Origin of the sequence: Spirosoma fluviale, assembly GCF_900230225.1 — a bacterium.
Taxonomy (GTDB): domain Bacteria; phylum Bacteroidota; class Bacteroidia; order Cytophagales; family Spirosomataceae; genus Spirosoma; species Spirosoma fluviale.
This window is the reverse complement of record NZ_OCNH01000001.1, coordinates 451,372-474,165: the sequence shown is the minus strand read 5'-3', so window position 1 is coordinate 474,165 and position 22,794 is coordinate 451,372. Positions and strand designations below refer to the sequence as shown.

Sequence of the window (22,794 nt, the reverse complement as noted above, 5' to 3'; positions counted from 1 at the left end):
GATAATTAAGCATACGTTTTGGTGTCAATAAATGATTCATTAAACTTAGTTAGCCAGTTTAAGTGATAGCCCAAGGATAATTCTAGTGTCAAATCTTCCAGAATATCAGATAGTTGGTTGTTAATAGACAACAGGCTATCGTTAAAATAGGCCAGATTATCTGACCATTCTTTAAATGTAGAAGCATTATTCAAGAAGTAGCCAAAACTTGAAAGATAGTCCCCCCGGGCCTGACTCATTTCAATGCTATTTAAATTTATTTTTTGGTTATACGTTTCGATAGCAAATACAGCAAAAGTGCGAATCAACCGTACAGTACGACTATCTGGACTTTCAGTTAATATACGATCACATCCACCAATAATGTGCTTCAAATTATCAATTTCACCACCAACCCCTAATTCACTAACATCTCCAGGCCTCTTAACATAGTTGATATACTGTCTCACTACCTGAAAGTCTTCCAGTTTACCATTCTGTGTATGTTTCGGCAAATACTCTTGGCTAGCATATTTAGAAATGAAATAGTTAACCATATCCTCACGAAACTTAGCTTGTCCTCTAATTTGACCATCATCACCAATTTCAAAATAGAGGTCGCACAGCTTTTTCATATAATCAATAGCTGATCGACGTTTAACTTCTATGGTTTCATAAGCAAATCGCGTCAGTGTATAAAGATACCTGCGTAAAATAGTTTCACCTTGTTGTTCATCCACTTGGTTAAGCCAATAACGAACCCTTTCCTCACCTTCATACCGCTTCAAATAGTCTTCAAAACTAGCGCGGTAGTCTGTTTCTGGCTTTTGCTTAAAATAAATAATAATAGCTCTCCCGGCATAGTCGATTGTATAATCTTCAATTATGCCTAAAACACTAAGTCGGTAAACCGCACGCTGTGTATCAGAAAACGATCTGATTTTCCAAAAAGATTCTTTCAAAGAACTCTCCAAGTCTTCGATTATCAACTTTTCCTTAAATTTCGTTGCACGTTGGTATTCATATTTTAAATCATCAATAAACTTATCTTCTGAATCGCAAAAATTATATGCAGATCTTACAATACGCTCATTTATTTCTGCATTACCAGCCTCCTTTAGCTTATTTGAAATTTCTTTCACCAAATCATTAGTGAATGGCAGTATTAATACACCACTACCACCTTTAGCTAATGAACTTTCCAAGCCTTCACTCTTAATTTGATTCAGCCAATCTCCGTAATTCCCGCCGGGGCAAAATTTTCTAAGAAATCGCTTTACTGTGTACATTACTTTACGGCACTCTTCTTCTGTAGCATTCTTAATATCAGAGTAATTCTCAGTAAGAGTATCTAAATTCAAAAAACCAAAATTCACCTGCTCTGGACTATCAACAAATAGTTTTTTCTCTTTATTCCAATTACCTTTAGTTTTAACATATAGTCGTCTATTTTGACCTTTATTCCAAATTGATAGAGAGAATAAGTACCCAAACTCTTCTTTCAGAATAGAATTTAAATACTGAATAAAAAACTTACTCTCATACCGTATTTCCGTTATAAATTCATCAAATATAGTACGTTCTCGTTTTACTCCCTTGAAAGAATTTTTCAAAAAATCGATATTTGAGTCAACATCACTTGGACAGTACAGAATTGTACAGACTGCCTTTTCTCCATCACGCCCTGCCCGCCCTGCTTCCTGGTAAAAACTTTCAACTGACGATGGTAGGCTATAATGAATCGTAAAACGCACATTACTCTTATCAATACCCATACCGAATGCCTTCGTAGAAATCATCAAATTCGCTTGATTTTCAATAAACTTGGTTTGGTTTCCAAACGAACTCTTTGCTTCTGTCTCCACATGAGTATTACTAGCCAGATTTTCATCACTTTCGCTAAAGAACGTAACTGTTTCCAGAAATGATAAGCTTACAGTACCGCTCACAAGACCATTTTGTCCATGAAACCCATCTCGTACAGACAGGACACCATTCCCACGTGTGTCTGATTTTGTAGGACAGAAAATGATTCCAGCATTAGGAAACGAACCATTAACATCCCGTCGATAAAAATCAGACTTTCCTATTGATTTCATCAATGGAACCTCTCTCAACAGTTGAAGAAGTTTAGGATGTTTCTCGGCGCTAATTATCTTATCTCGTACCCAAGCTTCTGCTACGCCTATCGGTTCAATCTTTATTAGATTAAATTCTAACTCTTTACGATCAATAGCTCCAGATGGCAATTGCTGAATTGCATCTGTATTTATATTTAATTCACGTTGAATATCGGCCAGTACATCGAATGAAGCAGTAGCCGTCAAGGCAATAAACGTGGCATCTGCTCCTGTCTTAGTTCTGCAAAAATTCCTAAGATTACCAGCTAAGCGCAAATACGTTTGACGGAAATCATGTCCCCATTCTGATACGCAGTGTGCTTCATCAATAACTGCGTAACCGAAGAAGACGCTATTTTGCCTACAGCGAGTAAGGAGATTTCGAAATTTTTTTATTTGGAACCGTTCGGGAGATACAAATACTATCAGCAAATTACCAACACTTAGTTGCTCCTCAATATTCACACGTTCCTCCGTCGAATTATAGGTATTGATGTACGCGCACGCATCTATGTGGTTACTCAACAACTTCTCATACTGGTCACGCATGAGTGAATTAATCGGATCAACTACAATGGTTACGGCTGGCTGTAATAGAGCGGACAGCTGGTAGGTAAGTGACTTGCCACCACCGGTAGGCAGAAGGCCAACTACATCCTGCCCCTGCAAAGCCCGATTCAGAATTGATAACTGACCAGGTTTAAAATCCTGCTTACGAAAAACGGACTGTAGTATATATTGTAACGCCTGCTCCCGAACGGGAGCAGGTATAAATCCACCCTCTTTCTTCTCACCTAAACTAGCGTACTGAATTCTTGAAGCGGATATAAAGCGCATTGAGGGTGAGCCCTCCTGCAACTTAGTACCAAGATTTATCTTAATCGAAGAATAACTATTATCTTGTTCATCAAGCGATATAGCAATATCATACGTCTTCCCCTCTTGCGGCAATGTATCAATTGAGATTTTCGGAAACGCGTCATTTCGCTCTTGTAACAGAATGAGGCACTGATACCACTGTTCAATATCCTCTATAGCTAGCTGGAGATAAGGTTTTAGCAACTCATCAGCCAATATGGATAATCCATCGCTTTCTACGTCAGTGATTCGATTGGCAAATAATAACAATAATACTTTCTGTATTTGAGCTACTCGAACTAACCAAAGCCAGATAGATCCGGTTGGTAGTGAATCCTTACCTGTAAAAATTTCAGGAAGATTTTCCTCAGTTATTTTATAACGAACATCACCTTTTTCTATATGGCGCTCGAATGAAATATTAAACTCACTTAACATATGTCCGGTCAAAAACTGACTAGCCCGAGTTGGATTACCTCTTGATATTAAGTTATGTAGAATAGAAAAGGTGGGATTCGGTTCAAGAGAACTTAACCCTTTTTCAGGAATACCTTCAACTGAAAAAACGCTCCTCTCCCGAATCAGACGCTTAAACCCTTCGTGATTGGCATCCGGTTTCAGCAGTTCATCAATTAGATAACTTGCTTGTAAAACCATATTAAATTTCAAAATTAGGTGGATATAAATTTTGGCCTCTTTACACGTAATGATGAATTTTTCTTTTATGTCAAATAATAAACCGAGTCAACAAGGTCACAATGTTATTAAAAATAGTGGTAAGGCAAGGTTTTAATTTGTGTACTTCCTTGGATCAGTCATTTTAACTTAAAATACGTCTAATAAACTTTAGACCTCCGCCAATTGGAAACCCCAACTCTAAAAAACCTCTACTGTCTCATTTAACATCCGAATGTCTCTTAAGTAAGTGATCATAAATTATGCGGCATTTTACCCCAACCCCTCCCCTGTTTTCAAGGGGAGGGGTTGGGGTAAAATGCCGCATCATGCTTTGCCTACTAGTACTTAAAGCACTAGTAGGCAAAGCATGATGCTGTTAGGATAGCAAGGATTTGTCGACTTGACAATGTCTATCGGTTTATACCAAAATAGGATTTGTTTATTATAAAAGACCTTCGGTCTCGAATCCGTTTATCACTGGCTTAACACCCCATAAGCACCTAAATAGTGCCAAACGGTTGCCAGACTGCATACTTGTACCTGCTTATCCAGCTTGAAGTCTTCTGCCGACGGCGTAACGACCAGTAGCGGGATACTGCCTAAGTCTCGACTGGCAATGTAATTGCCCCGGCTCAGCGTTGGTGCATTGGTATATTTGATTTCAATACCAATAATAGGCTTCTCACCCCGCACCAATACCAGATCCAATTCAGAACCATCGGCGGTTCGGTAGTAATAAGCCTGAGTGTTGTAGGCTAAATGAGCCATTACCTGCTGAATAATGTAACCCTCCCAGGATGCGCCTACATACAGGCTACCTGTCAACGCTTCCTCCGTGTCAATAGCCGCCAGCGCATGAAACATACCACTATCGCGTAGGTAAAGCTTGGGTGCTTTAACCAGTCGCTTACCAATATTTATAAAGTATGGGGCCAGTCGGCGAATAAGAAACGCATTTTCCAAAAAGTCGAGATAACTCTGAACAGTAGGTACACTCAGCCCCAGGGATCGACTTAATTCAGAAGCATTCAGCGAATTAGCGTGAACACTAATCAACATGGATAACAAGGTTCGTATACGAGTTGGTGAAGCCCCTAGCCCTAAAGTGGGAAGTTCACGCTCCACGTACGTTTGAATAAAATCATTCATCCGCCGATTAGCCTGTCGATCAGTTGTTGCCAGCAGCATATCAGGGTAGCCACCCCGCAACCAATGTTTCTGATAGGAAACCTGCGCCTGCACCTCCGGCCAGGTTAGAGGCTGCAACTCCAGGTAAGCGATACGCCCGGCCAGTGATTCGGAGCTTTGTTGTAAAAGTTGGGGGGAAGCAGAGCCCAGAAGGACAAACCGGCCAGCTACCCGGTGACGATCAATAAGTGAGCGAAGCAAAGGAAAAAGTTGTGGCATGCGCTGGATTTCATCCAGAATGATAAGTTTATCCTGCCGTTCAGAAAGGTATAGCTCGGCATCCTGCAATCGATTGAGATCCTGGGTTGACTCCAGATCAAGATAAATCGACTGGGCTGAGAATTGACCGGTCAAGGAGCGCACAAGGGTCGTTTTCCCAACTTGACGCGGTCCTACCAGCGCAACAACTGGCCGGTCGGCTATAAGCTCTACAAATTCCGTTGCAATAAATCGCTCGAACATGATACCGTAAATTTAAAGTCATATTTTAAATTTACGGTATCATGTTCGAGCGATTTTACGAAAACTGATGACTCATCGATGTAGATGAAAGCGCCGGTAGCGAACAGAACGCTATGAGTCCTGCCTTTTTATCCTTTATTTCTCAGCAAGCGGCTTCACCGATACCTCTTTAAAATAGACGATATCATGCTCGCCGTGGTTTTGCAGACCGATGTACCCGGCATCCGGTCGGCGTCCGCGGAAGGGCTCGAAGTCGAATTTGCGCGGTGGCACCGGAGCGCCTTCCTTGTAATCCGTCACCTTGAGGCCGTTTACGTAAATGAGGGTACGGGGGCCATCGAGCGTGATTTCCATGGTGTTCCACTGAGGGCCGGGCTTGCCGGGTTTCGCCAGCGGTTTGGTGAGGGAGTACAAGGTGCCCGTTACGTGGTACTCGTCTTCGTCGGAGGTTTCGGGGTGGTTGTCGATCTGAACTTCGTACCCGTAATGAACCGGCATCCACTCTTCGCGCGGCTCAAGGGGTATGCGTATGTACACGCCCGAGTTGCTGTTCGCCTTCTGCATCTTATACACTACCCGAATGGTACAGTTGCCGAATTTCTCTTCCGTCCAGTAGAGCAACCCCATGCCGCCATGCCCGCGAATCATCCCGTTTTCGACGGACATTCGCCCATTACCCACATGTTTCCAGCCCGTCAGATCAGTGCCGTTGAACAGCTTTCGCCAGCCCGACGACGATTGGGCGGTTGCGCTCTGGCCGGTTAGCAGTAAAATAAAACAAAAAGCCGATAGTGTGTTTCTGACGCTTGTGTATGTCATAGTAGGAAGTAAAGTTGAATGACGTTACTTCCTACCGAGCGTGTAGTACCGACCGTCCCGGTCGGCCGGGAATAAATCAACCGGCTCACTAAACGGCCGGGCGGGACGCCCGGTACTACAGGTTAAAACAGGTTCGGGTAGTCGGAAATGATGCCGTCGACACCCAGTTGTTTCAGGCTTTCGATTTCGGCTTTGGTGTTTACCGTCCAGGGGATAATGGCCATACCCTGCTCATGGCAGGCTTTCACGGTTTCGGCGGTTACCGTTTTGTAATAAGGGCTGTAGGTGTTGGGTTTAAAGCCCAGCAAGGCCAGATTTTCGTCCAGCGGTTTCGGATTCATGGTCAGGTACGACAGCGAAATAGCGGGCTGCTGTTTGTGAATCAACTGCAACGGCCGGACATCGAACGATTGAATGATCAGGCGCTTACCCAGGTTCTTTTTTTGCAGAACCGCCATCACCAGATTGACAAATTCCGTTGGTTCGGGATGGTACACACCGTCCGTAGTTGCCGATGATTTGATCTCGATGTTGTACATCGGCATGGGCAGTCCCTTGGCTTTGGCGTAGGTTTCGACCGAGTCGATCAGTTCGGACAGCAATGGTTTATACGCCCGGAATTTCTGCTGCTGGGCAAACTGCGGATGCGGCTTACTGCCCACATCAAACTTCTTTATCTCGGCGTAGGTCAACTGGTACAGGTTGATCTTCTTCTGTTCGTCGGCCGTTACGGGGCTTCCGTCCGGCTTCAGGGCAATATCCGCCGACATGTAATTGTCGTGCGAAACCACCACCTGTTTGTCTTTGGAGATAACCACATCCATTTCCAGCGTCTGAACGCCCAGGTCCATCGCCTTTTTCATGGCCGGGATGGTGTTCTCCGGCATAAGGCCGCGGGCACCCCGGTGGCCTTCCGTATTGAATTTCGATTGGGCAACAACAACATGGGTACCCAACAAGAGGGCTACTAAAGCGAGAGTCTTCATTGTATAATCGGTAAAAGAAAATTTAACCGCAAAGACGCAAAGGGCAGGCGCAAAGATCGCTAGGAGGTTCTTTCGTTAGCGTTCTTCGCGGGTTTTTCTTTGCGTCTTTGCGGTTAAAACTGATTAAAGCTAGTTTACTGAAAGCTATACCGTAGGCCGATCTGAACCTGGAACGGATCGCCCGATGGGGTTACAACGCCGGAGTTGTTGACCCGATAGTTGAACCGCTGACTGGCCTGAGTGAAACCAGGAAGGGCCGACGTGGTGCCGCTGGCCGGAACGCCCAACGCATACAGTGCCTGCGTACCTAATGACTTGTTAACACCCCAGTCCCGCTTCAGGAAGTTAGCGAAGTTGAAGATATCGCCCGAGAGTTCGACCGCATGGTTTTTATTGAACCGGAACCGCTTCAGGAGCCGGATATCGAACACGCCGTAGAAGCCATTGATACCGCCATTCCGTTCCGCAACCCGGCCCGAATAGGCATTTACGTAATCTTTCAGACTTTGGCTGGCCGTGGGACTATTCAGCAACGTTTGCAGCCCCGTCCGTACATTGGCCGGTACAGCGTCGCTGTTGCGGTCGAAAACAAACGCCAGATCGTTGGTCGCGACGAAGTCGGCGTTGGTGTTGGCTCCTGACAGCAGCGAGTACCGCGTGCCTCCAATTCCGGAGTAACGAACGCCCAGGGTAATGCCGAATACCGATGGCAGTGTACCGTAAATCACAACCTTGTTCCGGAAATGGTTGTCCGAATATGTCATTTTGCTGAGGTTACGCGGGTCGTCCTTTACCGGTACAGACAACGTAGCGGTGTTGGCTACGTTACCATTGTAGGACGTGTTGTCGCGGGTGTCGTTCCAGGTGAAACTGGCGGTAATCTCCCCATCGCGGAGATACTGCCAGGTAGCATCCGCCACCACGGCAAACTGGTTCACGCGACCCAGGCTGTTCAGTTCCAGCACGCGGCCCAGCTTCTGACTGATCCGGCCCAGCTGCCAGTCGCCCACACCGCTGGCGGGCATGGAGGCCAGCGGGACGAACACACCCCGGTTATCCTCGCTGGCCAGCCGGAAGAACGGATCGGCTACCATGTTCCGGTCGACATACATGTAATTGTTACGACCCAGCGACATATAGCCCGCAAGACCAACTTTCAGTTTCTCGGTCAGGAAGTGTGTGTATGACAGGTTGGCTTTATAAAGAACAGGAACTTTGGCATCCGGCCCGGTCATGTTGATCGTTGGCACCTGAAAAGCGGCCAGCGTTGGAATACTGGCGGGATTCTGCCGGTAAGCCGCAAAGTCAGGCGTGGGGACGTTGGCTCCCCGTACATCGACGGTGGCAAAGTGCTTCCCGTCGAAGGTCAGGTTATTGATAATCATATAATTGTTAATGTCCGACGCAAACACACCGCCCCCGAAGCGGACAAAATCCGTATGCTGCTCGTTCACGTCCCAGTTGAGTTGCAGACGGGGTTGCACGATGAACGACTTGATTACGTTGTCTGTCCGTAGTTTCAGTTCATCCAGTACCAGTTGATTCAGCGAAGCTTTCGGGTAGTGCGCGTAATCGAAACGCAGGCCGGCGGTCATGTCGAGCCCCGGTGCCAGTTGCGTACTCAGCTGACCATAAATACCCGCGTTGAGGGTTTTCCCAACAACGGTAGGGTCGGCCACCAGCGGTACCTCGCGGTAGTAGCGGTAGGGTTGCAGGGCGTTGAACTTATCCAGCGACGACGTTGTGCCGTCTATGTTATAATGAAAACGGCCATTCACCTCACTGCCGTAGAGCGACCGGGCGTGCGTGTACATCAGGTCAAGGCCAAACGTGTACTGAATCCGATCGGTGTTGTAATACAGGTTGTCGACCAGTTGCACCACATTATTCGTAAACCCTTCCTGCGCAAAGCGGTGACCGCCCATCTGGATATTGGTCGACAGCGTTCCCCCATTTACCGTCGACACTACGTTTTCTACGATGTTCCGCGGAATGTTTGCACCGGGCAGTTGGTCGCCGGGGGCGCTTTTCTGGTAGGTGTAGAGGTGCTGAAGCTTCAGTTCATTGGTGATCTTCGGCGTAATCGTAGTACGTAATGTAGCCAGCAGACTATTATCGATGTTGAAGTCATTGCCGTACGACTCGTAGATATTGACGGCCGTGTTGTCCTGCAAACCTAGCTTGTTACGGTCGTTGGTGTAGTTATCCCGAATGGTAAGCAGGTTGTTCTGGTTGATCTGCCAGTCGATGCGGGCAAAGACAGCATCGGAGCCCCGGCCCTTGTCGAATGTACCGTACTGGGGCGTGTTGGCTACGCCATACTTACTGCGGGCAATATCGACAAATCGGTCGAGGGTGGCGCGGGTTACGTTGAAGCGGCTCTCATCGAGGGGTGTTTGTACGTCGGCGATGATCAGCGGGCGCGAATCCTGCTGGTGATCCCAAACCACGAAGTAATGCAGCTTGTCTTTGATGATCGGGCCACCCAGCGAAAACCCAAACTGGTTGGTCGAGAACTTATTGTTTCGCAGATTACCGCGAATGTCGTATTTGCTCGACAGCCAGTTGGCGCGGGTGTAGTTAAAGACGCTGCCCGCCAGTTTGTTCGTCCCCGATTTGGTTACGGCACTCACGATACCACCCCCGGCACGTCCGTACACCACATCATACTGGTTGGTGATCACCTTAAATTCCCGAACGGCTTCGATAGAGATTGAATAGGGTGCCCCGCTACGGCTGGTCGTTGCACCGGCCGAGGTTGGGTTTTTAGCCGTCATCCCGTCGATGGTGAAGTTGGTAGACGAGCCGATCTGCCCCGACAGGTTACCATTGGCACCACTCAGGGGCGACAGGTTGACCAGCGAGGTGAAGTTTCGTCCATTGACCGGCATGGTTATGAGCGTTTTGGCCGTGATGGCGGTTGCCGCCCCCAGGTTCTCGGTCTTATTTTTCAAACCCGATGCGACAACCTGCACCACTTCCAGATCCTGACCGGCTTCCTGCATAGTCAGGCTGATCCGGATTGCGTCGCCCTGGTTTACCATGTAGCCGGTTCGGCGTTGCTCACCCAGACCCACCGCCGTAGCCCAGATGGTATAAGGACCGCCCAGGGGTAATTCTTTAAACTGGTATTCGCCCTGGGTATTGGTAACCGTACCAGTCGTAAAGCCGGTCGATTCGTTACGCACCCGAACCGTAGCGCCGGGAAGTCCCTGTTTTTGCGTATCGGAAATAACCCCCGAAATGGAGGCCTGAGTCGTTTGCGCCCTTGCTTCCCTGCTGTTAAACCCAGCAAAAAGGAGCAATAAAAAAAGAGAGAGAAGATGTTTTTTCATACAGTTGATGACAGCGTTTTTTCTAACCGCAAAGAGACTACGGCTATATTTCCTGAATGTTAGTTTAATATTACCAAATTATCATGTTTATTGTAAAATTGGACCAAAACATCAAAAATTATTATTTAACTAATTAAAACGGATTTATAAGCACAGAAAAAGCCGGGTTGTTAGCCCGGCTTGATTGATCAACGTACCCACGGGCCGGGCCGCGTTCGGCTTCAGCCCGTGTTTCCTTATAAAATTTTAGTTTTTAAACCCATTATTACGAAAACACGGGCTGAAGCCGAACGCGGCCCGGCCCGTGGGTACGTGGGTTTTTACTTCTCGTTATTGCCTCCGCCCATTTTCCCGGCTTTGTTGGCCTGGGCTGCGGGAGCGGGATTCTTGACGTATTTATCCATCCAGCCGTTCATTTCCCACAACATGTGCAGCAATGACTCTTTGGCCGTGTAGCCATGACTTTCGTACGGCAGGAACACGAGCCGGGTGGTAGCCCCGAAGCCCTTGAGCGCGTTGTAGTACCGCTCCGACTGAATCGGGAACGTACCGGTATTGTTATCGGCTTCGCCGTGAACCAGCAGCAGGGGCGTCTTCATCTTGTCGGCATTCATGAACGGCGACATTTTGTTGTACACGTCCGGTGCCTGCCAGTAGCTGCGTTGCTCGTTCTGGAAGCCAAAGGGCGTTAAGGTACGGTTGTACGCACCACTACGGGCAATACCGGCTTTGAAAAGCTTACTGTTCGATAACAGGTTGGCCGTCATGAAAGCTCCGTACGAGTGCCCACCCACGCCAACCCGGCTCGAATCGACCACACCCAGCCGAACCCCTTCGTCGATGGCCGCTTTGGCGCTCGACACCAGTTGCTCCACGTAGGTATCATTCGGCTCTTTGTCACCCTCGCCCACAATGGGGATGCTGGCATTATCCAGAATGGCGTAACCCATTGTCACGAAAGCGGCACCACCCCAGTAGCTGATCCGGTTGAACTGGTAAGGCGAACCGGCTATCTGACTGGCCGCTTCTTTACTCTTGAACTCGGCCGGATACGCCCACAGGAATGTAGGCAGCGGTCCCTGCTCCTTTTTGTACCCAACGGGCAGGTAAAGGGTGGCCGTCAGCTCAACGCCATCGGCCCGCTTGTAGCGAAGCTGCTGCTTCTGAATCCCTTTCAATTGTGGGTATGGATGCGGAAAATACGTTGCCTGAATAGGGGCAATTTTAGCTTTCAGATTCCGGACGTAATAGTTCGGGTTCTCGTCGGGTGTTTCACGGGTGGTCAGGATCACCTGTTTGGCCGCGTCCAGCACGGCAATGGGCCGCTCGAAGTAGGGAGCCGCCGACCGCCAGAGTTCGCGGGTTTGCTTCGTCTTCAGATTCAGCAGACTTACATACGGCCGGTCGCCCTGGGGCGATGACCCAACGGCGTTCAGCATCAGGATTTCACCACTGGGGAGTAGATTCAGCACATCGCGGCCGTACTGGTTGTGCTTCGTATCGGGCTGACCCGGATTGGTGTACCGGTCTTCGTACGAACGGTCGAAAAGAACGGACGTTTGCCAGTTGGCCGGATTAACGATTTTGGTGATGGTTTTCCGATTCTGCCACCAGCGTTCGGTAGCCAGCGCCGTCGACTCGTTGCCCCAATCGAAGTTTTCGAAACGGAACTGGGCCGCGTAAATTTCTTTGGGCTGAGCCGAGAACGGCGCATCGACCATATAAACCTTATCCCGAACCTCAGCTTTTACTTTGGGGTCGCCATTGTCCTGCGCCACGGTATAATAGACCGAAGCGGGGGCATCGGCCCGCCAGTTGAAATCGCGCGGGCCCGTGGGTGCTCCATCGCGGCTGTAGGGAACGGCTTCCTGCAACGGGCCATCGTTCAACGTTTTCACAAGAGACCCGGCCATGGCGTAAATTTCGGTTTTCAATGGAAACCGGCCCACGGGCACCAGGTACGAAAACGGCGTGTGTACCGTTTCGATCATCACATACTGACCATCCGGCGATGGCTCTGCGGTACGGATAATACCCGCCTGACCGATATTGGTGGCGGTTCCATCCAGACCCATTCGAACTACCTGCGACGTGGTGTAAAAGGCAAACTGCTTTTCGTCGGATGGACTTTTGAGCAAGTCCTGGTAGGTTGGAGCCTGCCCGCGCGATCCTTTCACGTTTTCCTGGGTGGTTGGACCAGACGGAACCCGACTTACCTCCATCGCTGGGCCACGCCCGGCGGGAACGGTTTTTACGATCAGGCTTTTGCTGTCCGACACCCAGTAATAGGGTGAGCCCAACGTTGCATTGAGCGCCAGCGAGCCAACTTTTTGGGCCGACAGACTGGCAACATCGGCAATGTACAGATCAATCCGGGTGTCGGTCGAGTTGGCAAACGCCACCTTTGTTCCATCCGGCGACCACTGTACGAAGCTGATCAGGGGTTCGGCGGGTAAACCGGCGATTGTTTTTTCGTCTTTATCGGTCAGTTTTTTCAGTTTCAGACCCGTTGTATACCGGGCTCGGCTGGGACCGTTGTTGGCTGGGTTGAGTCGCAGACCGGCCAGTTTAAGCTCGGGTTGCGCCAGTTCGTCGATGCCGGGAGCGGCTGCCTGTTCGAGAATGAGCATCATATCGCCTTTCGCCGACATGCTCACATTGGGTGTCAGCGGAGCTGTGACCAGATCGGCCAGCGCTTTGGGGGGTGTTTGATAGCCTGGTGCATCCTGAGCGTGTCCGGCGAGCGAAACGGCAAGCCAGGGAATAACCAGAAACAATCGACTTTTGCGGGTAGTCAGGTTGTGAAGCATAAAGGGAGAAGTTGTTTCAACTGTAACGAAAGATGAAGATACGACGAAATTAAAATGCATAAGGCAAAAATTAATAAGGTTCTCCTTATCCATATTTTATGGGCTATGTCTTTGGTACAACCTCATTATTTTACTGTATTCTTTTGCGAAATAATACTAATACCAATTATCCTTTATAAAAAGAACTCCTGCTCGATGATCGAACAGGAGTTCTTGACACACGTGGGTGCGATGGGTTAACTTAACGTAATGATCCGGTACGTATCGGCCCATTGCGTGTTGAGGACAATGGCATTTGTCTGCCGGTTCGCGCCTTCTGTCACAATCAGTTCGTAAACGCCATCAGGCAGTTCACTCAAATCAAAGCGGATACGCGTATTTGAATCCTGCTTGTAAACGACTCGGTGGGACAACGTACGTCCCTGCTTGTCCACTACGTCAATTGACAGGTGGCCATCTGTTTTCCCAAGAACCACATCAACTTTCCCGTTTTGGGTGGGTTGGATTGTCAGTGGGGTTTTCTGGGCTGTCGTAGCCGAATGGCTATCCTGAGCGAAACCGGTTGCAGAGAAAGTAAGTATTGCAGCAATCAACAGGGAAGTGGCTAACGTTTTCATAATATGTAGTATTTATAGGTGACTTCGTTTTGCGTCTGGGTGCGGTATTGCTCCTGACTTCTGAGACAAAGCAACGCCCGTCCGGAAGAATAAAAAAACGAAATCGACAGATAGCCGGAGAACGTCGGCAGAACGACATATTTACACTAATATGCTAATCATCAATTATTTACAATATCATTTAGGCATTCATCGATGAAACAGGGCGGTTCGTAGAGACAGACCGGAGATTCATCGGTTTCGTGACCCCATTCCGCGCCGGGTGCCTACTGGTTCACGGGAATGGCCTGCACAATTTCACTCGATCAGAAATCCCCATAGTCCACCTGTATGCAGGTCAACCCAAGGGTTCGTCGCCACATATCGACCACCTGCTGTCGGTCATCGACCACGAGGTCTACGTAATACCGGCCTGCTATATGTTGGTCAAATAGCTCCTGTTTTACGATCGAATCTTTCCGATTGTCGCGCTCCCGGCGCATGAACAACAAATAATCCGTTTCCTGCCAGTCGAAATGCTGATTCAGCCAGGCGATTGTTTCCGGGCGACAAACCGCATCGCGACCCGAGAAAAAAACGACCGTATAACCCGACGTTCGCATAGCCTGAACCAGCCGGATAACAGGCCATTTGGGGGTGTCCAGACCCACGCGATGCCAGGCAAAGGGTGAGCGATCCCCTCTGTCGGCCACGGTGCCGTCAATATCCACGAGAATACAACGCGGCAAGGTCTCGTCCTGCTTACGCTGAAAGGCGGTTGGCCGGGTCAGGATTTCGGTCTGAAACTTAAAGTGCCGTTTCAGCGAGGTAAGCTGTTCGGCCTGCTTCCGGATCACCTCCTCCCCCACCGAATCGGGCCGGTCCCGGTCCCGACGGATGCACTCGTCAATAGGCACCCGAAGCAGTTCATACCGGATTTCCACTTTGTCGAAATGGCGCGTCAGCAGTTGCCGAAATTCGTTGATATAACTCAATTTGAGGCTCGTATTGTCGATGAGCACATGCCAGCCCCGCGTCAGTCCTTCCAGAATAGCGGCTTTCTGTAATTCATTGACGACCGTTTCGACGCGGTCCTTTTCCCGCTCCGGCCAGGTTTCATAATACTCTCGAAGCGATACAGACAGCAGACTCCGCCGAAAATCATCCCGATTGATCCGCAGCCAGTTCGGATTTTCGGTACAGAACTGCCGGGCAAAGGTTGTTTTGCCGCTACCACTCAGGCCGGTTAGAATCAGGACTTTCTTCATAAAATACATGGATAGAGTAAACGTACCCACGACGTACCCATGGGCTTCAGCCCGTGTCAGTGACATATAGCAAACACGGGCTGAAGCCCGTGGGTACGTCGTGGGTACGTTACTTGCCTTCGCGAAGCTTCAGGATCAATTTCGTTTTTAGTTCGTGTAACCCTTTTTCCAAACCTACTGGATAAGTATGCGGATTGACAAACCGTTTAACGCCCGGATGCAGGTTGGCCAACTGGGTTTGCACCCGCTCGCGCACCGCATGAATATCAGGACTGTCATATACCCGTTTGCCCGACTTCACGACCGGCACCAGCAGATCTTCGTAGGGCTGTTCGGCCTCAAAACGTCGGCGTTTGGTAAAATCGAGGGGGTCGATCATCGTGGTTGACTCACTGGCCGAACCGTCCATACTTTCGGTATCGTAAATCATATCGGCTACAAAGCCCCGCTCATCCCGAAACCGGCGCACCTGCTGAATGCCCGGCGTCGAAATTTTTATAGCCTGTTCAGAAAGCTTCATCTTGTACACCCAGCTGTTGGTCCGGGGCACATCGACCTCTTCTGTCACATTGACATTCGATTGACCGTCGGGCTCCTGACGCAGGGCGGCTAACTTGTACACTCCCCCCAATGCGGGCTGATCGTAAGCCGTAACGAGCTTGGTCCCAACACCCCAGATGTTAATTTTTGCGCCCTGTTGCCGTAGACTGGCGATGATCGTTTCGTCGAGGTCGTTACTGGCTACGATGCCCGTATCCTCAAAACCGGCGGCATCCAGCAGTTTACGAGCTTCGATACTCAGGTAGGCTAAATCGCCCGAGTCCAGCCGGATGGCGGCCAGTTTATACCCGCGTTCCACCAGTTTCCGCCCCGTTTCTATGGCGTACCGCACCCCCTGCAACGTGTCGTAGGTATCGACAAGCAGCGTTACGTTATTGGGCAGCACGTCGGCATAGGCATCAAACGCCTGTTGTTCATCGGCAAACGACATCACCCAACTGTGCGCGTGCGTACCGCCAACGGGAATATCGTAGAGTTTACCGGCCAGCACATTGGAGGTTGCATCGCACCCACCGATGTACGCGGCCCGGCTGGCTGTCATGCCGCCGTCAATCCCCTGTGCCCGGCGCAGGCCAAATTCCAGCAGCGTGTCCTGCTCCACAACCAGCCGAAGCCGGGCCGCTTTGGTTGCAATCAGCGACTCGAAATTAACGAGATTCAGCAGGGGTGTTTCCAACAACTGGCACTGTAATATTGGTCCACGAACGCGGATGAGCGGTTCATTCGGAAAAACGACCGTTCCTTCGGGTATGGCCTCAACATCGCAGGTGAGTTTCAGATCGGCCAGATAATCCATGAATTCGGGCTCAAACATGGGTTTTCCATCGTTGCCCTTTAGGGTACGGAGGTAGCGCAGGTCTTTTTTGGAGAATCCAAAGTTTTCGATGTAGCCCAGCACATTTGCCAGCCCACAGGCAATGGTGAAGCCCCCGTTAAATGGATTTTTTCGAAAATAAAGGTTAAACACTGCCTCCTTTTCCGATGTTTTAGTCTTCCAGTAACCATAAGCCATTGTGACCTGGTAAAGGTCTGTTAGCAGGCTTAGCGACGTGTCATAAAGCTTGTTTGTCATCACAGGCGAAGGTAGCAAGTTGATACTTTACAGAAAATTCATCTGATGAAAAACATTTTTTAGTTAAATTGGCCTGATAATTGTGAGGGGCACTTTTACCAATACCTTGCTACTCAACGTAACCCACTAATCTACAGACGCCCGTACGACCTATGCAGAAGTTAAGTCTTTCCCAATCGCTTCAGCAAAAGCTATCTCCGCAGCAGATTCAGTTTATCAAACTGTTACAGATACCCACCGCTGAATTAGATACACGCATTGAAGAAGAACTGGAAATCAATCCGGCTCTGGAAGAGGGTATGGATGAGGAGTACGAGCAGAAAGATGAGGACGATTCATACGACGAGACCGACGATTTCAAGGATCGGGATGATGACCTAGACATTGATGGCTATATCCAGGACGAAGATTATGCGGGGTACAAAATGCAGGGCGACGGCAACTACGGGGAAGAAGACCGGGACATGCCCCTGGCTACCAGCTCCAGTCTTATGGACTCGCTGCTGCAGCAATTCGGCTACCTGAACCTATCGGAAGAGCAGCGCACCATTGGTTATCAACTAATTGGCAGCATTGAAGCCGATGGCTACATCCGCCGGTCGATTCAGGCCATTGTCAACGACCTGGCGTTCTCGCAGAATGTATTTACTGATGCCGAAGAAGTGGAGGCTGTGCTTCATAAGATCCAGTCGTTCGATCCGGCCGGCATTGGTGCCCGTTCGCTACCCGAATGTCTGCTGCTGCAACTCCGGCGCAAAGACCAGTCGGACCCCTATAATATCCTGGCGATCCGGATCATCGACGAGTTCTTCGACGAATTTTCGAAAAAACATTACGATAAAATTCAGCGACGACTCAACATCAGCGACGAATCGTTGAAGAAAGTGATCGACATTATTATCCGGCTGAACCCCAAACCGGGTTCTATGGAGGGCGAAGGTGGAAATATCCAGTACCTCATTCCGGATTTTCTGCTGAGCAACACCAACGGCAAACTGGAACTGTCGCTGAACTCCAAAAATGCGCCCGAACTGCGCATCAGCCGCTCCTTTGCCGATATGCTCGACACCTATGACAAGAGCAACAAAAAGCAGAACAAGAACCTGAAAGAAACGGTCACCTTCGTTAAGCAGAAACTGGATGCGGCCAAGTGGTTCATCGATGCCATCAAGCAACGGCAGCAAACCCTGCTCCGTACTATGAACGCCATTGTGCGTTACCAGTATGATTTCTTCCTGACCGGCGATGAATCACGGCTGCGGCCCATGATCCTGAAAGACATCGCTACGCTGATCGACATGGACGTATCGACGGTATCGCGGGTGGCCAACAGCAAGGCCGTTCAAACGGAATTTGGCATCTACCCGCTCAAATATTTCTTCTCGGAAGGGATCTCGACCGATACGGGCGAAGATGTCAGCAGCCGGGAAGTGAAAAACATTTTAAGAGATTTGATTGACGCCGAACCCAAGTTGCACCCGCTGTCGGATGATAAGCTGGAGAAGATCCTGAACGACCGGGGCTACAACATTGCCCGGCGAACGGTAGCCAAATACCGCGAACAGCTAAACATTCCGGTAGCCCGGCTGAGAAAACAATTATAAAAAATGAATAATGGATAATGTACAATGTGAAATACAATAGGCTTGGCGCGTATTTTTACACAATTATTCATTCTACATTATTCATTATCCATTGAGTACCCGTTTTGCCCACTTCCTGTCGGCTGTTTTTCATCCTTTGCTGATGCCGACGTTACTGTTTGCATTGCTGCTGTTTCGGGTACCTGCCGTGCTGGGGCTGGATGCATTTTCGGTCTCCCTCCGGCTTAGCTTACTAATCCTGATTTTTGTGGGTACGTTCATGACGCCCTCGCTGCTGATCTATTACCTGTTCCGCGCGGGGTACGTTAAAAATTTAAAAATGACCACCCTGTCCGATCGGCGGTTACCTTACTTCCTGACGGCTCTGGTTTATACGATAACAGCCTATTTGTTTACCTACCAGATGCAGGGGCTATCGAGTCTGGCCCCCGAAATTGGTACCCTCATTGCCAGTATAGCCGTTTCCATACTGCTGGTTGGCCTCATTAGCCTCTCCTGGCAAATCAGCGCTCATTGCGTCGGTATTGCGGGCGTTGTGGGCGTTGTGGCCAGCTTTATGCTTAAATTCAGTATCACAGACCTGTTTTTCCCGTTGCTGCTACTGGTCATGCTAACGGGTTTTGTGGCCAGCGCCCGGCTCCGGCTCAACGCCCATACCCCCGCTCAGATTCTGGCGGGTGTAGTACTTGGGTTAACCGTCAGTCTGCTCACTGTATTTTGGCTCATCTAGCTTTTTTGTAACTTACCGCAGCGCAAAGAGCCCAAAGAAGAACCAGCACCACCATGCGTTCATCTCTGTGCGCTCAGTGCCTCTGTGTTCATCCCTTGCCTTATGTACGAAAATCTGCTTTATGATGTTAGCGGTGCTGTTTGTCGGATAACCCTCAACCGCCCGCAGGTATACAATGCCCTCAGCCCCGGCCTGATCCGCGATATTACAGCCGCCATCGAAGCCGCTGGTGCCGACGAGCAAATTCGCGTGGTTGTCCTGACGGGCGCGGGCGACAAGGCCTTTTCGTCCGGTGCCGATCTTAAAGAAGGCGTTATGCAGGCGGCTACCTCGGGTGGTCAGCTCGCGCTCGGCGACTCGCTCCGCACCACTTACCACCCCATGATTCAGGCCATCCGCAACCTGCCAAAGCCGGTCATCGGGCGCATCAACGGCGTTGCCGCCGGAGCGGGCTGTTCGCTGGCGCTGGCCTGCGATGTGGTTATCTGCGCCGACGACGCCTATTTCAGCCAGATTTTCGTCAACATCGGCCTCATGCCCGATGCGGGCTCTACCTTCTTCCTGCCCCGGCTCATCGGTCCCCAGCGGGCTTTCGACCTGTGCAGCACCGGCCGACGCGTTTACGGCCCCGAAGCAGCCCAGATTGGCCTCGTCAGTCGCTCGGTACCTACGGCAGATTTAGACACGGCGGTCGATGCCGTTGTGGGCTATTATGCCGCTGCCCCCACCCGCGCCATTGGGGCCATGAAAAAAGTTTTGAATGAATCGCTCTATTCCGACCTGACCCATCAGCTCGAACAAGAAGCTGACAATCAGGACGAATTAGGGCGTTCGGCAGATGCGGCTGAGGGTATAGGGGCCTTCCTGATGAAGCGAAAAGCAAATTTTTCGGGTAAATAGATTGACAAGCGTGTTTTTTCTACCTACTTTTGCACTCCCAATCAACGGGAAATGCTTTATAGCAATGCATTTGTAGCTCAATTGGATAGAGCACCTCACTACGGATGAGGAGGTTTGGGGTTCGAATCCCTACAAGTGCACTGATTACCTTCTCAATTAGACTAAAAACCCGCTTCATAAGCGGGTTTTTGTGTTTCTAGCCCCAACTACTTCGCTTTTAAGCACCAGTAAAAGGTACATTCTGGGATACACCTTTTGTTTCCTGGGGTACACTTTCTCCGCTGCTGTGTTCTGACCGAAAAGAATGGTTTCACTATAATGATTCAGCCAGCCTTTTGCCTATGCCGCTTTCTCCTGGTACAAATGCTTCTGAAAGTCAATGAAGGTAGCGCGGATGTCGGCGACGGAACCCAGACGAACTTTGGCATCATCCAGCGAATTATATTTGAGTTGAAGCAAACTCGGTAGCTTCTCCTGATCCAGTTCGTCAACTCCGCCTTCAACGTATTTGTCCAACACGAATTCGAGGAATTCCTTTTGCTGCGGGCTCAGTAACGCAAAGATCGTGGTTTCGGCCTCGGCCACGCGGTCGGCACGGCTGATGGGCTTGCGGGCAAACGAAATATATTCCAGCACGTCGAACAGATCGCTGTTTTCGGCCTGAATCAACCGCTGTAACGCGCCAAGTTCGTCTTTGCCGTATCCGGCATCGGCCAGGTTAGCCAACAAGGTTTTCCGGGTCATGGGGTTCGACCAGATGGCCCGCAGCTCGGCCTCGTCTTTGAAGAAGTCGGGTAGTGTACCGAATAGGGCTTCTAAAAACTCCTCCGACGATATAATCCGGCCGTCGGCGCTCCAGAACGAGGTCGACATCATGTGCTGAATCTCGCGTTCCTTCCCGTCGCGCAGTTTTATTTTCAGCTTTGGTTTGTACCCTGCTCCTCCGCCCGGTGGGTCTTTTGGGCCACCCGAAGGTGGCGGGGTTGGATACGGCTTTGGGTTTGGCTCCGGTTTGGGTTCCGGCTCTTCGGGTGGACCGTCCCATTCAGGGTCGGCAAAATGCTCGTAAGCACCCACGTAATCGTAGATGGTGAAAAACTCCTTACCATCGAACAACCGCGTTCCCCGGCCGATGATCTGTTTGAATTCGACCATGGAATTGACGGGCCGCAGTAATACGATGTTGCGGATATTGCGGGCATCTACGCCGGTCGACAGCTTTTGCGAGGTGGTCAGGATGGTTGGAATGGTTTTCTCGTTGTCCTGAAACTCGCGTAAATACTGCTCACCCAAGGGCCCATCGTCGGCCGTGACGCGTACGCAATACTTTGTGTCGCGGCTGGTCTTGTGCTGGTTGATGAGGTCGCGAATGATGATTGCATGGTCCTGGCTGGCGCAGAATACAATGGCTTTCTCCCGCTGATCGGCTTCGGTCAGGTAGAGTTTAACGCGTTTTACCTCCCGTTCTTTTATCTCAATAATGCGGTTAAAGTCGGCCTCTTTGTACTTCCTGCCGCTTTCAACCTCCCCTTCAATCACCTTGTCGTCAGACACATAGATGTATTCATCCAGCGTGGTCTGAATACGCTTGACTTTAAAGGGGGTCAGGAAGCCATCATTAATGCCGTCTTTGAGCGAATAGCTGGAAACCGGCTCACCAAAATACTGGTAGGTGTCGGCATTCACGTCGCGCTTGGGGGTGGCGGTCAGACCCAACTGAACGGCGGGTTCGAAATATTCCAGAATGTCGCGCCAGGTGCTTTCGTCGTTGGCCCCGCCCCGGTGACACTCGTCGATGATGATGAAATCAAAGTAATCGGGTTGATAAGCGCCGAAGTAGGGCGCGGCATTGCCATCGGCATCGGTTCCGCTCATGAACGTCTGGAAGATGGTAAAGAAGATACTGCCGTTGGTGGGCACACTTCCTCTGCGCCGGATTTCCTGCGGACTGATCCGCACCAGCGCATCTTCGGGAAAGGCGGAAAAGGCGTTGAACGCCTGATCGGCCAGAATGTTGCGGTCGGCGAGGAACAGAATGCGGGGTTGACGCCGACCGTCGCGGGTGAGGTTCCAGCGGGTTTTGAACAGTTTCCAGGCAATCTGAAACCCAATGAACGTTTTGCCGGTACCGGTGGCCAGCGTGAGTAAAATACGCGGCTGGTTGTCGGCAATGGCGGCCATGACCTTGTTAACGGCCCGCTCCTGATAATAACGGGCACCTTTGGTACCGCCTACGTACTCGAACGGTACGGCATTGAACAGGTCGCGCCAGTGATTGGGACTATCGAAGGTTTTGTTCCAAAGCTCATCGGGTGTGGGGAACCGGTCGACAAGGCCCTCCATGCCGGTTTTCATGTCGATGCCGTAAATCTCTATCCCGTTGGCGGCATAGGTCGTGTCGAGACCAAGCCGCTCGGCGTAGTTTTTGGCCTGGGCCACGCCCTCCCCTACGGCCAGCTCGTTGCTCTTGGCTTCGATAACGGCCAGTTTGACTCCTTTATAGACTAACACATAGTCCGCGATGAGCTGCTTAGTCCGACCGCCCCCGGTCTGGATTTTACCGGCCGTGATGATGTGTTCGCGGAGGACTTTGGTATCGGGCACCACGCCCCAGCCGCTGGCGGTTAGTTTGGGGTCGATCAGCTCGGCCCTGGTTTCGGGTTCGTTCATGGATAGAGGGCAACGCGATCTATAGGGCGACGCCCTATGATATTGATAAAGCCCTTTCAGGGCGAAAAATACATTGTGGCAAAAATCCTCACCATAGGGCGAGGCCCTATGCAACAGACAAAGCCTCAGCCATAGCCCTGAAAGGGCGTTATCATGAG

Annotated in this window: 13 protein-coding genes and 1 tRNA gene; 4 read left to right on the top strand and 10 right to left on the bottom strand. The window is 50.0% G+C overall.

Annotation, left to right across the window (positions count from 1 at the left end; all coding sequences use genetic code 11):
* Positions 1-5: 5 nt before the first annotated feature.
* The 9 genes from CRO74_RS01945 to CRO74_RS01900 form a co-directional block, all read right to left on the bottom strand.
* A complete protein-coding gene (locus CRO74_RS01945; RefSeq protein ID WP_179830099.1) occupies positions 6-3,626 on the bottom strand; it encodes a RecQ family ATP-dependent DNA helicase in 3,621 nt (1,206 codons plus the stop codon).
* Between the two features lie 483 nt (positions 3,627-4,109).
* Positions 4,110-5,285, bottom strand: a complete 1,176-nt coding sequence (locus CRO74_RS01940) for an ATP-binding protein (protein WP_097124315.1) — start codon at positions 5,283-5,285, stop codon at positions 4,110-4,112.
* 135 nt (positions 5,286-5,420) lie between these two features.
* Positions 5,421-6,104, bottom strand: a complete 684-nt coding sequence (locus CRO74_RS01935) for a 3-keto-disaccharide hydrolase (RefSeq protein ID WP_097124314.1) — start codon at positions 6,102-6,104, stop codon at positions 5,421-5,423.
* A 122-nt stretch (positions 6,105-6,226) separates the two neighbouring features.
* Positions 6,227-7,090, bottom strand: a complete 864-nt coding sequence (locus tag CRO74_RS01930) for a glycerophosphodiester phosphodiesterase family protein (protein ID WP_097124313.1) — start codon at positions 7,088-7,090, stop codon at positions 6,227-6,229.
* Between the two features lie 134 nt (positions 7,091-7,224).
* Complete coding sequence (locus tag CRO74_RS01925) at positions 7,225-10,425, bottom strand: TonB-dependent receptor (protein ID WP_097124312.1); 3,201 nt, start codon at positions 10,423-10,425, stop codon at positions 7,225-7,227.
* A gap of 320 nt (positions 10,426-10,745) precedes the next feature.
* Entirely contained in the window at positions 10,746-13,235 is a 2,490-nt protein-coding gene (locus CRO74_RS01920; protein WP_097124311.1) for a S9 family peptidase, read from the bottom strand.
* A gap of 236 nt (positions 13,236-13,471) precedes the next feature.
* A complete protein-coding gene (locus tag CRO74_RS01910) occupies positions 13,472-13,852 on the bottom strand; it encodes a T9SS type A sorting domain-containing protein (RefSeq protein ID WP_097124309.1) in 381 nt (126 codons plus the stop codon).
* A gap of 305 nt (positions 13,853-14,157) precedes the next feature.
* Positions 14,158-15,165, bottom strand: coding sequence for a phosphatase domain-containing protein (locus CRO74_RS01905; protein ID WP_245877734.1), 1,008 nt, complete (start codon positions 15,163-15,165; stop codon positions 14,158-14,160).
* Between the two features lie 43 nt (positions 15,166-15,208).
* Positions 15,209-16,732 carry a nicotinate phosphoribosyltransferase gene (locus tag CRO74_RS01900; RefSeq protein ID WP_097124307.1) on the bottom strand — a complete coding sequence of 508 codons (1,524 nt, stop codon included), beginning with the start codon at positions 16,730-16,732 and terminating at the stop codon, positions 15,209-15,211.
* A gap of 152 nt (positions 16,733-16,884) precedes the next feature.
* On the opposite strand from CRO74_RS01900, the gene rpoN reads away from it, so the two are divergent.
* From rpoN to CRO74_RS01880, 4 genes are all read left to right on the top strand, one after another.
* Positions 16,885-18,336 (top strand): RNA polymerase factor sigma-54, encoded by a 1,452-nt coding sequence (gene rpoN / locus CRO74_RS01895; RefSeq protein ID WP_097124306.1) that lies wholly within the window; start codon positions 16,885-16,887, stop codon positions 18,334-18,336.
* A gap of 91 nt (positions 18,337-18,427) precedes the next feature.
* Positions 18,428-19,066 carry a hypothetical protein gene (locus CRO74_RS01890; RefSeq protein ID WP_317042372.1) on the top strand — a complete coding sequence of 213 codons (639 nt, stop codon included), beginning with the start codon at positions 18,428-18,430 and terminating at the stop codon, positions 19,064-19,066.
* A gap of 102 nt (positions 19,067-19,168) precedes the next feature.
* Positions 19,169-19,966 carry an enoyl-CoA hydratase/isomerase family protein gene (locus CRO74_RS01885; RefSeq protein WP_097124305.1) on the top strand — a complete coding sequence of 266 codons (798 nt, stop codon included), beginning with the start codon at positions 19,169-19,171 and terminating at the stop codon, positions 19,964-19,966.
* Positions 19,967-20,032: 66 nt separating this feature from the next.
* A tRNA-Arg gene (locus CRO74_RS01880) sits at positions 20,033-20,106 on the top strand.
* A gap of 199 nt (positions 20,107-20,305) precedes the next feature.
* On the opposite strand, the gene hsdR is transcribed toward CRO74_RS01880, so the two are convergent.
* Positions 20,306-22,636, bottom strand: a complete 2,331-nt coding sequence (hsdR, locus tag CRO74_RS01875; RefSeq protein ID WP_097124304.1) for an EcoAI/FtnUII family type I restriction enzme subunit R — start codon at positions 22,634-22,636, stop codon at positions 20,306-20,308.
* Positions 22,637-22,794 lie beyond the last annotated feature (158 nt).